Source organism: Priestia megaterium (assembly GCF_046599315.1).
Classification (GTDB): domain Bacteria; phylum Bacillota; class Bacilli; order Bacillales; family Bacillaceae_H; genus Priestia; species Priestia megaterium_F.
The window spans coordinates 430735-445613 of sequence record NZ_JBKIKC010000003.1 but is presented as its reverse complement, the minus strand read 5'-3'; the positions used below and the strand labels follow the sequence as shown (position 1 = coordinate 445613).

General features: G+C 38.0%; 15 protein-coding genes. 4 read left to right on the top strand and 11 right to left on the bottom strand.

What is annotated here, in order from left to right; all coding sequences use genetic code 11:
• Positions 1 to 11 precede the first annotated feature (11 nt).
• Positions 12 to 524 (bottom strand): DUF84 family protein, encoded by a 513-nt coding sequence (locus tag ACLHDF_RS13390; RefSeq protein ID WP_413919256.1) that lies wholly within the window; start codon positions 522 to 524, stop codon positions 12 to 14.
• A gap of 58 nt (positions 525 to 582) precedes the next feature.
• Complete coding sequence (locus tag ACLHDF_RS13385; RefSeq protein WP_413919255.1) at positions 583 to 1656, bottom strand: M42 family metallopeptidase; 1074 nt, start codon at positions 1654 to 1656, stop codon at positions 583 to 585.
• Between the two features lie 152 nt (positions 1657 to 1808).
• Here ACLHDF_RS13385 and ACLHDF_RS13380 point away from each other — a divergent pair, with 152 nt between their 5' ends.
• Positions 1809 to 2120, top strand: a complete 312-nt coding sequence (locus tag ACLHDF_RS13380) for a peptidase (protein WP_413919254.1) — start codon at positions 1809 to 1811, stop codon at positions 2118 to 2120.
• Here ACLHDF_RS13380 and ACLHDF_RS13375 read toward each other — a convergent pair.
• Together ACLHDF_RS13375 and trmB are read right to left on the bottom strand one after the other, a co-directional pair.
• Positions 2089 to 2946: a YtnP family quorum-quenching lactonase gene (locus tag ACLHDF_RS13375; RefSeq protein ID WP_413919253.1), complete on the bottom strand. Its 858-nt coding sequence runs from the start codon at positions 2944 to 2946 to the stop codon at positions 2089 to 2091. The genes ACLHDF_RS13380 and ACLHDF_RS13375 overlap by 32 nt on opposite strands.
• Before the next feature lie 75 nt (positions 2947 to 3021).
• The gene (gene trmB, locus ACLHDF_RS13370; RefSeq protein ID WP_413919252.1) at positions 3022 to 3672 is read right to left on the bottom strand and encodes a tRNA (guanosine(46)-N7)-methyltransferase TrmB; all 651 of its coding nucleotides are present in this window, start codon (positions 3670 to 3672) and stop codon (positions 3022 to 3024) included.
• A 128-nt stretch (positions 3673 to 3800) separates the two neighbouring features.
• Here trmB and ACLHDF_RS13365 point away from each other — a divergent pair, with 128 nt between their 5' ends.
• On the top strand, positions 3801 to 4079 hold the full coding sequence (locus ACLHDF_RS13365; protein ID WP_413919251.1) for a YtzH-like family protein: 279 nt from the start codon (positions 3801 to 3803) through the stop codon (positions 4077 to 4079).
• A gap of 6 nt (positions 4080 to 4085) precedes the next feature.
• Here ACLHDF_RS13365 and ACLHDF_RS13360 read toward each other — a convergent pair whose 3' ends face one another.
• The 4 genes from ACLHDF_RS13360 to thpR all read right to left on the bottom strand — a co-directional run bounded on the left by ACLHDF_RS13360 (position 4086) and on the right by thpR (position 8919).
• Positions 4086 to 4910 (bottom strand): phosphotransferase, encoded by an 825-nt coding sequence (locus ACLHDF_RS13360; protein ID WP_413919433.1) that lies wholly within the window; start codon positions 4908 to 4910, stop codon positions 4086 to 4088.
• A gap of 161 nt (positions 4911 to 5071) precedes the next feature.
• On the bottom strand, positions 5072 to 7213 hold the full coding sequence (gene pulA / locus ACLHDF_RS13355; protein ID WP_413919250.1) for a type I pullulanase: 2142 nt from the start codon (positions 7211 to 7213) through the stop codon (positions 5072 to 5074).
• A 91-nt stretch (positions 7214 to 7304) separates the two neighbouring features.
• A complete protein-coding gene (locus ACLHDF_RS13350) occupies positions 7305 to 8231 on the bottom strand; it encodes a hypothetical protein (RefSeq protein ID WP_413919249.1) in 927 nt (308 codons plus the stop codon).
• 133 nt (positions 8232 to 8364) lie between these two features.
• A complete protein-coding gene (gene thpR / locus ACLHDF_RS13345; protein ID WP_413919248.1) occupies positions 8365 to 8919 on the bottom strand; it encodes an RNA 2',3'-cyclic phosphodiesterase in 555 nt (184 codons plus the stop codon).
• Positions 8920 to 9108: 189 nt separating this feature from the next.
• Here thpR and cysK point away from each other — a divergent pair, with 189 nt between their 5' ends.
• On the top strand, positions 9109 to 10041 hold the full coding sequence (cysK, locus tag ACLHDF_RS13340; protein WP_413919247.1) for a cysteine synthase A: 933 nt from the start codon (positions 9109 to 9111) through the stop codon (positions 10039 to 10041).
• Between the two features lie 31 nt (positions 10042 to 10072).
• On the opposite strand, the gene pepV is transcribed toward cysK, so the two are convergent.
• A complete protein-coding gene (gene pepV / locus ACLHDF_RS13335) occupies positions 10073 to 11476 on the bottom strand; it encodes a dipeptidase PepV (RefSeq protein WP_413919246.1) in 1404 nt (467 codons plus the stop codon).
• 408 nt (positions 11477 to 11884) lie between these two features.
• Here pepV and ACLHDF_RS13330 point away from each other — a divergent pair, with 408 nt between their 5' ends.
• Positions 11885 to 12106 (top strand): DeoR family transcriptional regulator, encoded by a 222-nt coding sequence (locus tag ACLHDF_RS13330; protein WP_013059517.1) that lies wholly within the window; start codon positions 11885 to 11887, stop codon positions 12104 to 12106.
• A 222-nt stretch (positions 12107 to 12328) separates the two neighbouring features.
• Here ACLHDF_RS13330 and ACLHDF_RS13325 read toward each other — a convergent pair whose 3' ends face one another.
• Both ACLHDF_RS13325 and ACLHDF_RS13320 read right to left on the bottom strand, forming a co-directional pair.
• Positions 12329 to 13045, bottom strand: coding sequence for a pseudouridine synthase (locus ACLHDF_RS13325; protein WP_413919245.1), 717 nt, complete (start codon positions 13043 to 13045; stop codon positions 12329 to 12331).
• Positions 13046 to 13095: 50 nt separating this feature from the next.
• Positions 13096 to 14739 carry a putative polysaccharide biosynthesis protein gene (locus tag ACLHDF_RS13320; protein WP_413919244.1) on the bottom strand — a complete coding sequence of 548 codons (1644 nt, stop codon included), beginning with the start codon at positions 14737 to 14739 and terminating at the stop codon, positions 13096 to 13098.
• Between the last annotated feature and the right edge of the window lie 140 nt (positions 14740 to 14879).

Here is a 14879-nt window from a genome sequence, read left to right as displayed (position 1 = left end):
TACTGAACAGCTTAATTTGCTCTAAAATCCAGCTGTCCTTTCAGCATTAAAACAACCTGATAAAACATAGCGGTCCGATCCAAATATCCATTGGTAAAAATACCAATTGCCCCTTCTTTTTTTCGAATATTCTTTTGGTTTGTATACACTTCCATAGCTTCGGCTAATTCTTTTTTGTCATGGCAAAGCATATCGGCTACCGCTTCAGGAAGCTGAATACGGGCCCCTCCAGCTAAAATCGGTTCAAGGTCCTTAGAGGTAACAAGACTTCCCCAGTTGCAGAGGAATAAGCCATGAGGCGTTTCTTGAACCCCTCCTTCAAGTCCAATGCCAATATCAGCACCTGTTTCTTTGACAGCAGCATGCGCGCGATTGATCGCTCCTTGGATCGTTTCTTTATCAGAAAAAGGCTGTGGTGACACCCCGGACTGCACATCTATCTCTACATATGTAAAAGTATCTCCAAATACTTTTTTTACTGCACTTATTTTTGTTGGGTTCTTCGTTCCGATTGCAATTTTCATTTTTTTCTCCCATCATGATGAAACAAAGCAACCGCAAAAGCAGCTGCTTTGTTCTTTTTTATCCGTTTTGCTTAATCGTATCAAGCGTTGTTTGGTCTGTAGAACGTACAAGTTTGACTAATAATTCCTTTGCAGCTGCATAGTCATCTACGTGAATCATAGATGCATGGGTATGAATATAACGTGAACATACGCCGATCACTGCAGAAGGAACTCCATTATTAGAAGTATGAACGCGCCCTGCATCCGTACCTCCTGGAGAAACAAAGTATTGATAAGGAATGCTGTTTGTCTCAGCTGTATCTAAAACAAATTCTCTCATTCCTCTATGTGTGACCATCGTGCGATCAAAGATCCGAAGTAATACGCCTTTTCCCAATTGTCCAAATGCATTTTTATCGCCTGATGTATCGTTAGCAGGACTAGCATCTAGTGCATAAAATAAGTCTGGTTTAATCATATTAGCAGCTGATTGAGCACCTCGGAGTCCTACTTCTTCTTGAACAGTAGCTCCAGAGTACAAAATATTTGGCAGTTTTTCATCTTTTACTTCTTTTAATAATTCAATAGCAAGTCCGCACCCATAGCGGTTATCCCATGCTTTCGCCAGTATTTTCTTTTCATTTGCCATTGGCGTAAACGGACAAATCGGTACAATTTGATCGCCAGGACGAATGCCCATTTCTGCCACTTCCTGCTTACTATCTGCACCCACATCAATCATCATATTTTTAATAGCCATTGGTTTGTTGCGCTGTGATTCGTCCAATAAATGCGGAGGGATAGAAGCAATAACGCCGGTGATTGGGCCTTTTTTTGTAATAACATGTACGCGTTGAGCCAGCAGTACTTGACTCCACCATCCTCCTAGAGTTTGGAAACGAAGCATTCCTTTATCTGTTACAGACGTAACCATAAACCCTACTTCGTCCATATGTCCTGCTACCATTACTTTAGGACCCTTTTCTTCATTATAGCGAACGCCGAATAAACTTCCCAACCCATCTTGAATGACTTCATCTACAAGAGGTTCAATTTGCGAGCGCATAAATGAACGTACTTGATGTTCGTTTCCAGCGGCACCTGGTAACTCAGTTAATGTTTTAAATAAAGATAGCGTTTCATTGTTCATGTATACTCTCCTTTATGTATCTTTTTCTTTATTGTATCGAAAACCGGAAATAGTTGCTAGTTCCGTCCTTCTCTTCTACGACTCAACTTAACAAAGCATTCGACAATTTGGTATAATGATGAAAACATATCCTTAAAAAGCAGGTGAATAACGTGAAATGGACTCAACTAGTAGCAGGAGCAGTAGTCGGCTTTGCAAGCGCTTATATTATTCAAAAAAGAAAGTCGTCAATTTCCTCATCGGAAGCCCTTACGATTGTTAAAAGCGCCTTCAAAAAAAATGGGGCAATCGACGGCTCGTGGATTGAAACAACGACTAAAGTTATTCAAAAACATGGTCTCTCTTTTTATGGTTATACAGGCGGAATTACCAGAACACGTGATGCAAAACAGGAACACTACGAGTTTTTCGTTGATAAAAAAAGCGGTGCTATTATTGAATTGACGCTGAATGCATCCGTTTAATTTCGTCAACTATTTCTCCTTTATTATCCCATTTTACAGCTCGATAAAAAGCATCATGATAAAAACTTAGCCAAGCTTGATGCTCATAGGCATAAGCTAGCCACTGCTGCTTTTGTTCAATCGAAGTCATTGGATAATCATCATATGCCATTACCCATAAGACATTTTGATGTGCATGTGTTGGCAAAAGATCGCCCATGTGCACTAAGATGTCATTGTTTCCTTTTACTACAACTACAGCATGACCATCGCTGTGACCGCCGGTATGATGAGCCGTTACTCCAGGCAAAATTTCATCTTTGTCGCTAAACGTTATCACTTGATGTTGAATAAATTCCCAATTTTGTTTCCAGTACGTATTTTTAGAACGTATATTAGGATTTCTCATTTCATTCCACTCAATTTCACTAACAAAAATTTGCGCATTTGGAAAAGAAGAGGAAAACTGTCCGTTTATACATTTTGTTAAGCCTGACACATGATCAAAGTGAAGATGCGTCATAATGATATGAGTAATATCTTCGCACGTAAACCCTAGCTTTTGTAAATCTTCAGCAATAAATGATTCTTCCGTTACACCAAAATGACGCTTTTTTTTCTCATCCAACATACCATTTCCTATGCCTGCATCAATTAACATAAGGTGTTTTTCAGTTTGAACGAGCAAAGGATCAGTTCTCATGGGAATTCGATTTCCTTCTGAGATAGGATATTTTTTTGTCCAAAGCTCTTTTGGAACAACACCAAACATTGCCCCTCCGTCTAAATGATTATTCCCTCCACGAAGCCACGTCACTTTTAATTCGCCTATTGTTAACGTTTCCATTTTACACCTCCATTATATTCCTTTTTATTTTATCACTATCTTCTTCTTTTTTTGAACAAAAAAAGACTGAGCAACTCAGTCTTTTTCGTTCAGGTATTTTACTTCACAGCGATAAATGCGGCTGCCCTTTTGTGAAAACTTCTCTTCATATTCCGTCATAACATTGCCTTCAAAATCGCTTTTATGCAAATCTAAGCTAATGTATTTGAGAAGAAGTCCATATTCTGAAAAACTTGTTAATGAATACTCAAATAGCCCTTGATTATCTGTTTTAAAGTGAATTTCTCCACCATCAACCAGCAGATTTTCATACATGCTTAAGAACGTTTTATATGTTAAACGGCGCTTGGCATGTCTCTTTTTAGGCCATGGATCAGAAAAATTGAGATAAACGCGATCCACATCATTTTTTACAAAGAACTCACTAAGATGGTTAGCGTCTACATTCAACAGCTTTAAATTCGGTAGCTCTTCTTCGATCAATCGTTCTAGCGCACTTAAGATGACACTTTCATACATTTCAATTCCAATGTAGTTGATATGAGGATTTTGTTTAGCCATTCCTACTAAAAACTGGCCTTTTCCTGTTCCTACTTCAATATGAAGGGGGTTTTCATTCCCAAAAACCTCTTTCCATTTCCCTTTGTAGTCTGCTGGGTTTGGAACAACATAATGGGGATTTTCAGCAATTTTATCCTTCGCCCAAGGTTTGTTTCGTAATCTCATACTGCACCTCTTTAATGTATTTTTGACGCATTGAAAATGTCGGTCATTCGAAACAACCGACATTCTCATGCATAATTGTGTTTAGATAGAAAAAAATAAGAGCATCATACGAGAAAGGATGATGCTTAATGCCTTTAAATGCCCAACACCAAATGAATATATTAAAAGATATTTTATCTAATCATCAAAGTGATTGCTGCGGAACGGTTGCGGAATGTGAACAGGTTGAACGTTTAATTCAATCAATGTTAGCAAAAGGATATGCTAGCACAAATGTACAAGCAACACTACAAAACGTGTACAAATACACGCAAGATGCAAAAAGTGCTACTCATTTAGACGAACATATTCAAACCAATCAACAAAATTTATCACAGTGGGTCCAAGAACTATCTACCTTGTCATAATCTTTGCTACTGTGCTTGAATGTCGTTAACGAGTAACATCCGAAGATATTCAAGCCAGTAATTCATTTCAGAATGCTCATTTTTCGAACGATGCCATTCAATAAACAAAATGGTTTGACTTATCACATACCACTTCATTCTCTTTTTCAAGTTTTCAGTTAGTTCAACCCCATAATGCTCAAGCCATTCTTCCCACTGAGAGGGATTGATGTACCAATAAAGCAACAAACCTAAATCGATAGCAGGGTCTGCAATCATCGCTCCATCCCAATCAATTAAATATAGCTGCGTATCCTCTCCAAGCATCCAGTTATTGTGATTCACATCACAGTGACACACAACATATTTATCTGTCTGAACGGATGGAAGCTCTGCTTGTAAATAGCTAATTCCCTGCTCTACAATACTCTCGTTTTGAAGTCGTTCGTTCACGTTCTCTAGAATATCGGCTAGCACGTCTTCAGGAAGAAGCGGTGTTTTTCCTAACCTCTTTAACATATCTAATAACTCGTTTGAATGATGAATTTTACTAAGCAATTCTGTCACTCGACTCGAATTCATATCTTTTGGTTTTAATTCTCGACCATCTAGCCAGTGCTGAGCCGTGATCACATCTCCATTTTCCATTCGTCTTGTCCACACGAGCTTCGGTACAATTCCTTCAGCTGACAATACTGCTAAAAAAGGTGATGAATTACGCTTTAAAAAAAGCTTTCGGTCTTGAAATTTTGCAAAATAAGCTTCTCCTGTCGCTCCGCCAGCAGGAGTAATTTCCCATTCGCTTCCTAGTATATCTTCCAACCAATTCACCTTCAATTTCAACACACACATTTCGTTTAAAAATTTCACTCAATAAAGCAATCTATTAAGACATCATGACGTTATTTTCTTAGTAAATAAAAAAGACGGCTATTGAGGATATGTATCAATAGCCATCCTTTATAAATATTATCTCCATCACACTTTTTTCGTCAAGTGGTTGAAGACAATAATTATGTTTGAAATAAAATAAGAACGCTAAGCTTTGAAACGTTTATGACATTATCCTCTATAGTAGGATACCCATTTTTATATACTTTACAATGATCAAGTGCTATTTTCCATGAACCTTCTGGCAAAACCACTGTTTCTTCCATTAGGCCTTGATTAAAAAACACGATAATATTCTTCCACGGACCATACGCCAATACATTTGATAAGCAGTAGCCAATAACGGATTGCGGCGTGTTTAGGAAAGAGACATGCTGCCTAATCGCTGAAGCATCTTCCAAACGGAATGCACCGTGCTGTTTGCGAATACGAATCAGCTCTTGAACCCAATTTACATCAGAAGAAAATTCCATTCTTCGATTCCAATCAAGTGCATTAATATCATCAGGTGAATTATAGCTGTTCTCTACACCTTTTTTAGTGCGGTAAAATTCTTGACCACTATGAAGAAATGGTATACCTTGCGAAAGAAGAACAATAGCAGTAGCAAGACGGTGGCGACTTCTACGAGTGTCTTCGTCTTCTTCTCCGTTTGAATTTATTAACTTATCCCACAGCGTATGATTATCATGTGATTCAACGTAATTAATTGACTGTGCTGGATTTATAAATAAAGACCGACCGTCATCTTTATCTAGAATGCTCCCCGCTATCACAGATTGCACCGCTTCTTTTTGATGAGGATTTCCGCTGATAAAACCTTTTTCATATATATCAAACGTGCTTCCTTTTACAGAATCTCGAAAGCGATCATTAAAATAGCCAATTTGAGGCGTTTGGCTGGCATTCGCCATAATTGCTTTTTGATTGTGTGGAAGAGGAGTATTTAAATCCCAGCCTTCGCCAAACACCAAAATAGTGGAATCAATTTCATTTATTTTTTTCCGAATGATGTTCATCGTTTCTACATCTAAAATCCCCATGAGATCAAATCGAAAACCATCAACACCGTACTCTTTTATCCAAAATAATACTGAATCGATAATAAATTTTTGCGCCATTTTCCGTTCAGACGCAAAATCATTTCCTACTCCCGTCCCGTTCGAAGGCATCCCAAACTCATCGTGTCGAAAATAATAGCCCGGAACAATTTTTTCAAAAGGAGATTCTTCTTGTACAAATACATGATTATAAACTACATCTATAATAACACGGAATCCCTGTTGATGAAGTGTTGATATTAATTGTTTCACTTCAACGATACGAGTGGCAGGATTTGAAGGATCAGCAGAGTAACTTCCTTCCGGCACGTTAAACAACAGTGGATTGTACCCCCAATTATAAGAAGCGTGAGGATTTAATTCATCTACTCCTCCAAAGTCGTTAATAGGAAGAAATTCAAGGTGGGTGACTCCTAGTTCTTTTAAATAGTGAAGTCCTGTTGTTTTGCCTGGCTGCCCACTTGATTCAGTAACAGCTAGATACGTACCTTTTTCCTCTATTCCACTTGAAGGGTGAATAGAAAAGTCTCGCACGTGCATTTCGTAAATAACAGCATCCGTTGGCTGAAGAAAAGGCGGTTTTTCATGGAGATGGACATAAGTTGTATGAAGATTTATCAGAACTCCGTATTCACTATTTGCTGTAGCTGCAACGGCATAAGGATCCACCGCTTCATTTGTCCGGCCGTTTACGTCTATTAAAAACCGATAATAATATCCTTCTTTATCTAAGGGAAGTTCCTTTTCCCACACGCCTTTTCTTTGACGAGTCATGACGTATAGTTGTTCTTCCCTGCTCTTCGCATGTATTAATTTTAAAACCACTGCTGATGCAGTCGGAGCCCAGATTTTTACCGTAATATGATCTGAACAAAAGACTGCCCCCAAATCATTTTGATTATAATAAAATCTCTCATCAAACTCCTTAGTTCGTATAACAGCCCCTACCTGCAGCGGAACTTTCTCCCCGTAGTTATCACAGATAACGTACGAATGTCCAATTTCTATGCTAGCTTTAACCTTGCCTTCATATTTAATAAAACCTTCTAATTCATGTACGCTTTCAATAGAGATGGTCTCATGCATTTGTGTACTTTTAATCACAAAAAAATCAATTTGACCTTCATGATAAGAAGTTGGAACTAAAAGAGTAATACGATCTATTTGATCTAAATAAGCCTGAAACTTATTATCACCAGTCATCTTTTTTCCTCCTTATGTCAATTATCTCTTTAGTAGCATTATATGTAGCAAACGCAAAAACGAAAGCACTTTCATAGTATGAATGTGTGTATTATTCACCTGCTTCAAATTCTTTGTCAAAATAAATACTTTGGCTGTGTTCAAGCAGTACTTGAGCTGCTTTCATCTGATTAAATTTTAAAGGCGCTTTAGCCTTCCTAAGTTCATAAAACCACTCTTTATACTTTCTAGCATCTATAAATTCAACTTGATAGGGCTCCGCAGCGTAATCAATGTATCCATTTCTGCTCAGCAATACTTTCTTTACGTTATGTTCGATATCGTGAGTGCGATAGATGCTTCGGACAATTTGCTCCGTTCGATTTAACCCAATTAAAGGGTTTAATATTTTTTTTCGATCTCTTCCTCTTAACTCTGTCCAAAAGTTTTCTTTTGAATACTGAAAAACAGCGCTTTTATATGTTTCTATCAAACAAATACAGAGGGTTTCCGTTGGAGTAACAATAATGATATCTCCTTCTATTGGAGCTTTATTAAGCAGGAAAACAGGCTTGTACATCACGAGATACGTATCGGGAAAGCGCTGAATAAAATAACGGAGAGCTTCATCATGGTAATATTTTCGATCTGCTTGTGAGAACTCAAATAAAGTGGATGTAGCCCATTTCATTTGAAGATCAAATACATTTTCTAAAAACAATATTTTCAAATCTTCCTCTGTTGATGGAAGAGTCGTAAACCTCAATAGTTCTTGATTTTCCATGCTATCGCTAGAGAACTCTTCTTCCACTTCAAACGTTTCTTTTTTTCTTGTAAATCGTTCTTTTGCTTTTTGAAAAAATGAACGATGAGCTTTTGTTTTTTCTTGTACAGGCGGCTCATGTAATAGTCCTTCTTCAAACAATTGTTTCGCTTGCTTCCAATTATGTTTTTTTAAATGATTAAACTGAGACGTGTAGTGATAAACGTCTTTTTCATAACGGGAAATATAATCTTGCACCTTAAGTAGCTGCGCCACGTTTACATCAATCCCCTAATTAAAATTCCTCTAAAACTTTGTTCACCGATTGTTTCTCTATTATCATCGGCGTTTTCTTTCCTTTAACAAGAGTGATTTTTAAATAACCTCTCCACACTTGTATGTTCATATGCTACTGTGACTGCAATGAAAAAGATAGTATTTTTTTATATTTAGGTTTGCTAGCAGGATGAACTTCAAAAAGGGCAAATGAACTTACTTGAAACTGTTCTTCAATTGACGTTTGCTTTAACTGCTCCCCTAAAACCCCTGCTTCTCCTCCCCACTTCTTTGCAATCGTAATGTGAGGACGATAAGGACGTTTTTCGTATAAGCCGCTTAGGTCTTCCCATACGGCCTGTATATCCCTTTGCAGATTCACAAGCTCATCGTTTAGCTTAAGGCTTACATATAGCACTCTAGGCTTGTTATACGCACCAAACACATCGTACTGACCTGTCTGCAGTGAAAAGCTTGAGTGCTGAGAGGCTACTTCTTTTAAGTGGCTAATCAGCTTTTCCTTTTTGTTACCTACAAACCCTAAAAATTGTAGCGTTATATGATAATCCTCAGGGTATGTCCTTTGTTTGAAAGGAAAAGGCGTTAATTCCTTTGCCCAACTTTCTGCCTGATGCGCAACGGATACAGGCACGTTGATTCCAATAAAATAATGTTTATCACCTTTCATCAAATCGCTCCTTTTCTTTTCATTATCTTTCCCCAATTTTTTATGTTCAAAAAGAATTAGATTTATTTTAAAGGTTTTTTGAATAAAATAGAGAGGTTTTTCTGAAAATTTGTCATGTGCTTAAAAAATAAGAATTTGTGTTATCATAGAAACAATACAGAGAATTTTTATAAGAAAAGGATGAGAAAAATGAAAGTTGTTAATAATATGGCTGATTTGATTGGCGAGACACCTCTTGTTAAATTGAATCGTCTTCAACCAGCAGATGGAGCATCCGTTTACTTAAAACTAGAATTTTTTAATCCGAGCCGTAGTGTAAAAGATCGTGCTGCTTTTAATATGATTGTGGAAGCTGAAAAAGCAGGCTTGCTCAATGAAAATTCTACTATTATTGAACCAACGAGCGGAAATACAGGTATTGGCTTAGCTATGAATGCAGCGGCAAGAGGATATCGCTCTATTTTAGTCATGCCAGATACAATGACTCAAGAACGAATCAACTTGTTAAAAGCATATGGCGCTGAAGTTGTTCTAACACCCGGCGATGAGAAAATGCCCGGAGCAATTCGCAAAGCAGAAGAGCTTACAAAAGAAATTCCAAACGCATTTATGCCCATGCAGTTTAAAAATAATGCAAACCCTGACGCTCATCGAAAAACGACTGCTAAGGAAATTATCGAGGCAATGAACGAGTTAGGAAAAGACCTATCTGCTTTTGTCGCTACTGCTGGAACAGGCGGAACGATTACAGGCACCGGTGAAGTCCTAAAAGAAAACTATCCAAATATGACTGTTCACGTTGTGGAACCAGCTGGGTCTCCGGTATTATCTGGAGGAAGACCTGGAAAGCACAAGCTTATAGGAACAAGCCCTGGATTCATTCCTGATACGCTTAATGTAGATGTTTACGACGAAATTTTAAAAATTAAAGATGAACAAGCCTACGATATTACGCGACGCTTGGCTTCTGAAGAAGGAATTTTAGTCGGCCCTTCATCTGGCGCTGCGTGCTATGCTGCTATCGAGGTAGCCAAAAAATTATCTCCTGATCAAGTGGTCGTATGTATTGCTTGCGATACAGGTGAACGCTATTTATCAAGCGATTTGTTCTCATTTGAATAATAAAAAAGCGAGCGCAAAGGCGTTCGCTTTTTTATTTAGTTAATTCGTAGATAGCTTGTGCATAGATAGCTGTTGCACTAAGCAAATCTTCAATTACCACGTATTCATCTTTTTCATGTGCTACGTCTTCACGGCCTGGGAAAAGAGGGCCAAATGCCACACCCGCTTCTAATGATCTTGCGTATGTTCCTCCTCCGATTGAAATAAGTGTAGGTTCTTCATTTGTTTGTTCTTGATAAACCTTTTGAAGCGTTTGAATAAGCTCATGTTTCTGATCAACATGATGTGGTTTGGAATCTGTAAAATGTTTGACAGTCATTTGATAAGATTCACTTTTTGCTTTAATTGTATCAATAATGTCGTCAATATGAGCTGACACAGGATAGCGAATGTTCAAACCAAAGTGTCCCGCTTCTTCTTGACTATAAGACATGATTCCAACATTTATCGTTAAATCACCAGTGACCTCATCTTTACGATTTAAGCCCATTTTTTCTCCTAGTGAATCTTGGACTAAATACGCATTTGCATAACCAACAAACTGATTAGCTTGTTCATCAAGTTCTAGTGTGTGTAAAAAGCGAAGAAGTGTAAGCCCAGCATTTCTCCCCTTTTCAGGAACACTACCATGTGCTGAAACTCCTTCTAGAGTAAGTGTGTACAACCCCTTCTTTTCTTTTATAGAACCTTTTAAGGACTCATCATTTAAAAATTGATCATACTTATTTTTAATATCCGTTTCACGTTGAAATTCAAGAACTGCTGTTGCAAGATCAGGAACCATATTATATCGTCGCCCAGACGCAAACGATGTGAGCTGAACGCTTCCCTTTGTTCCTTCAATCGGCTGCTGGCGAATTTCTACATCTGTAATGCCTTTTTCAGCATAGATGATAGGAAAATCCGCATCGGGTGCAAACCCCATAGTTGGCATCTCTTCATGCTTGAAGTAATGATCCACACATCTCCAGTCGCTTTCTTCATCCGTTCCAATAATCATTCGAACTCGTTTAGATAGCGGAAGTCCTAAATCTTTCACAATTTTCATTGCATAATAAGCAGCCATCGTCGGGCCTTTGTCATCGATGGCTCCTCTAGCAAAAATTTTCCCGTCTTTTATTTCACCGCCGTATGGATCAACCGACCACCCGTCTCCTTCTGGGACAACGTCTATGTGACAAAGAATGCCAAGAAGGTCTTTCCCTTCTCCTGCTTCAATGTGACCTGCATATCCGTCCACGTTCTTGACCGAAAACCCATCATTTTTTCCTTTATCTAAAAGAAAGTGAAGCGCTTGAGCAATGCCAGGTCCAAATGGCTCTTCTTTTTTTTCTGTGCTTGTCAAAACACTTTTAATTTGTAGAAAACGCTGTGTCTCAGCTAGAATTTCAGCTTCTCTTTTTTGAACTTCCTCTTTCCAATTAATTGCCGTCATCTGCTTATCTCCTTTACCTGTTTTTACAGATTATGTCTATCATTACTATTGGTAAATTTAACTTTATCATACCTTTATATAGAAAGAAATAACTGTCTCTTTCCCTTCATATCAAAGGTTTATAGAGCCAAAATTCCGGGAAATAATTTGTAGGCACAATCAATAAAAACGGATTCTATTTGTTTATTGTTTACATATACTATAAAAAATGTGCAAATAGAAGAAGGAGATGTTACGAAAGGATTACATATTTATATCATTTTTTGTAAATATTGTGTTAATTTGCGTTTTCTCTTTTATTTTTCTGTCGATTTTGTGTACAATAAGTATAAGGACTGAAATAGTGCTTGACATCTCAGAGTTATAAAGAAGTTGTGCCTTACGAAAAACGAATAAGGAAGTGGTTTTTTGAAACCTTCAACTAATCGAATGCTAACTCGTATCAAATCGGTCTATATGTTCATTTGTAAAAATGGAACAGTTACAACGCAAGAGCTCGTAGACGAATTTGGTATTACACCAAGAACCATTCAGCGTGACTTGAATGTGTTAGCATATAATGATTTAGTTCGCAGCCCAAGTCGCGGTACATGGACGACTACGCAAAAGAAGGTCAAGATGTCATCCTAGTAAGTTTATTTCAAGGGTAGTAAGTGATTTATATATAGAGATAAAATTCTACGCAGTAGAAAGTCAAGACTTGGACGAGTGCATAGTCCCCCGCTCCATTTGCACGTCAAGCAGAGTTGGTACTCGTTTAAGTGCTTTAACGTGAAATGTTTCACTTGTCTAACAAAGTGGACAAAAAAAGGAACCATTTTAGACTTAGGTTCCTTTTTCTTTCGCCTCTTCTTAGGCATTGGATTTCTGCAATAAAGCTAGTTCTTCTTCCGTTAACTCCCTGTACTCTCCTAAACCTAACGACTCATCTAATAGCAAAGCTCCCATAGATAAACGTTTTAAATACGTTACTTTTTTTCCTCTTGCTTCAAACATACGCTTCACTTGATGAAATTTCCCTTCAACGATCGTTAATTCAATCTCTGATTCCACACCGCTCTTTAGTATCTTTAATTCTGCTGATTTTGTTACGTAGCCATCATCAAGCGTAACGCCTTGTCTAAATGCTTCAGCATCTTCTTCAGTCACCGGTGCATTAATTTTTGCAAAATACGTTTTAGGAACGTGCTTTTTAGGAGACAGCAGCTGATGCGCAAGCTGACCGTCGTTTGTCAGTAGCAAGAGCCCTTCTGTATCTTTGTCTAAACGCCCTACCGGAAATGGGTCATACACAGCATCGTCAATTTCTAGTAAGTCCACTACTGTTTCATGAAGAGAATCTTCCGTCGCTGATATGACACCTTGCGGCTTATGAAGCATAAAGTAAACAAATTCTCGATAAGAAACGGCTTCGCCATGCACAGTTATTTCTTGTTCATCTGGATTAACGTGTACTTTAGCATCTTTAACTGCTGTACCATCTACCTTAACAGCTCCCGTCTTTAAAAGACCTTTAACTTCTTTTCGACTTCCGTACCCAATGGTAGAAAGCAATTTATCCAAACGCATGTAATATCCTCCTTTTTTTGAAAAGAAGATGACTCTGACGAGTCATCTTCTTATGCACTGCGCTGTTTATTTCGGCGCAGTATTTTTCGTTCAATTGCACCTGTTACCCTCGCTCCCATTACTTTCTCAAGCAGGCTTGAACGGTAGGTAATAATAAAGTAAATAAGTCCGCCTACTGCTGCTCCTACAATCGTAATAACAGTGGCAGAAAATCGTCCCGTTGTTGTAAACAGGCCAATCACTGCTGCGACAATTTTTACACTGATTCCCATAATTGCAACAAAAATAAGAATGAGCACAGAGCGTTTTACAAACTCACTGTAATTATATTTTGCGTGTTTTTGAATAAGCGCAAACATATAAACAAGAGATACGATATAGCCTAGCGCTGTCGCTAAAACTGAACCAATCTCGTGGAACATAAGAATAAATGGAACGTTCACGACAATTTTCACAATCAACCCAAATAATAGACTTAAAACAGCATATTTTTGTTTGTTGATTCCTTGTAAAATAGCTCCATTAACCGTAAAAAATGAGAACAATAAAGCTACTGGCGCATAATAAAGCAAGACATTTCCACCTGCATCTGATGCATCTGTTCCAAAGAAAAACGTATATGCTGGGCCAGCTAAAGCCATTAATCCTACAGATGCTGGCAGCACAAGGAACATAATGGTTTGATATGTTTGATCAATTTGCTTTTGCAGTACGTTATAATCTTTATTCACAAATGAACGTGTAATCGTTGGTACAAGAGTCAAACCAAACGCAGTAGCTAATGAGACAGGAATCATCACAAGCTTTGGAACATAAGACTGAACAATTCCATTCATTGACTCCGCTATTTCTTTTTGTCCAGCCGCTACCATCGCACGGTTAAATGTGAATTGATCCACATACTGATAAAGCGGAATAGCTAAGCTGACAAATACATATGGCAATGAATACGTAAGCAGCTCTTTGAAAATAGATACGGTAGAAATACGCGTAGGCGTTACCGTCTGCTCGTTTACCATTTTATCGAGATGGGGCTTTCGTTTTTTCCAGTACCAAATTAACACGGCCAGTCCAGCAAGAGCTCCTACAAAAGCCCCCATCGTAGCAAATCCAACGGCTAATGCAAGACTCCCATGTACAACTTTGATGACAATATAAGTGGATGCCAATAAAAAGACAACCCGCACAAGCTGTTCAACTACTTGTGAAACAGCCGTTGGCCCCATAGACTGATGCCCCTGGAAAAATCCTCGCATTAAACTCATCATCGGTACTACAATTAACGCGACACTCACCATTCGCATAACCATTACTACATCTTCTAGAGAGTTATTTAAATCAGAACCTCCCAGTGTAATTCTAGACATAACGGGAGCTAATGAATATAAAAGTAAAAATGCAAGTATTCCTGTGACAAGCATTAATTTCATGCCGGCCCGGTACATTCTTCTACTCGTATAATAATCACCGAGTGCATTATATTTTGACACAAATTTCGATACGGCCATTGGCATACCGGCTGTAGCAATACTTAAATAAATAGCATATTGGTTATATCCGTAACCAAACAGTGCTCCCCCTACGGTTCCAACAAGGATCGCAAATGGAAATAAATAAATCATTCCCAAGATTCGGGATACATAGGTGCCGAGCGTTAGCACAAAGGTCCCTCTTAACAATTTTGAATCAGACATACGTTTGCCTCCGATACTTAATGTTACATACTGATAATAATGATAGAATTGAAAAGAAGCAAGTGACAGTATACACTAAGAAAGGTCTTATACTCACTCGCACTCATCAACAAACTAAAAAACAAAGACTATAGCCCATT

What these genes read in the sequence shown, in the direction of transcription:
- ACLHDF_RS13320 (WP_413919244.1), bottom strand. Translation starts at nt 14,739, where the DNA reads ATGTCTGATTCAAAATTGTTAAGAGGGACCTTTGTGCTAACGCTCGGC.
- cysK (WP_413919247.1), top strand. Translation starts at nt 9,109, where the DNA reads ATGAAAGTTGTTAATAATATGGCTGATTTGATTGGCGAGACACCTCTT.
- ACLHDF_RS13375 (WP_413919253.1), bottom strand. Translation starts at nt 2,946, where the DNA reads ATGGAAACGTTAACAATAGGCGAATTAAAAGTGACGTGGCTTCGTGGA.
- ACLHDF_RS13325 (WP_413919245.1), bottom strand. Translation starts at nt 13,045, where the DNA reads ATGCGTTTGGATAAATTGCTTTCTACCATTGGGTACGGAAGTCGAAAA.
- ACLHDF_RS13385 (WP_413919255.1), bottom strand. Translation starts at nt 1,656, where the DNA reads ATGAACAATGAAACGCTATCTTTATTTAAAACATTAACTGAGTTACCA.
- pulA (WP_413919250.1), bottom strand. Translation starts at nt 7,213, where the DNA reads ATGACTGGTGATAATAAGTTTCAGGCTTATTTAGATCAAATAGATCGT.
- thpR (WP_413919248.1), bottom strand. Translation starts at nt 8,919, where the DNA reads ATGAAAGGTGATAAACATTATTTTATTGGAATCAACGTGCCTGTATCC.
- pepV (WP_413919246.1), bottom strand. Translation starts at nt 11,476, where the DNA reads ATGACGGCAATTAATTGGAAAGAGGAAGTTCAAAAAAGAGAAGCTGAA.
- ACLHDF_RS13365 (WP_413919251.1), top strand. Translation starts at nt 3,801, where the DNA reads ATGCCTTTAAATGCCCAACACCAAATGAATATATTAAAAGATATTTTA.
- ACLHDF_RS13390 (WP_413919256.1), bottom strand. Translation starts at nt 524, where the DNA reads ATGAAAATTGCAATCGGAACGAAGAACCCAACAAAAATAAGTGCAGTA.
- trmB (WP_413919252.1), bottom strand. Translation starts at nt 3,672, where the DNA reads ATGAGATTACGAAACAAACCTTGGGCGAAGGATAAAATTGCTGAAAAT.
- ACLHDF_RS13360 (WP_413919433.1), bottom strand. Translation starts at nt 4,910, where the DNA reads ATGTGTGTGTTGAAATTGAAGGTGAATTGGTTGGAAGATATACTAGGA.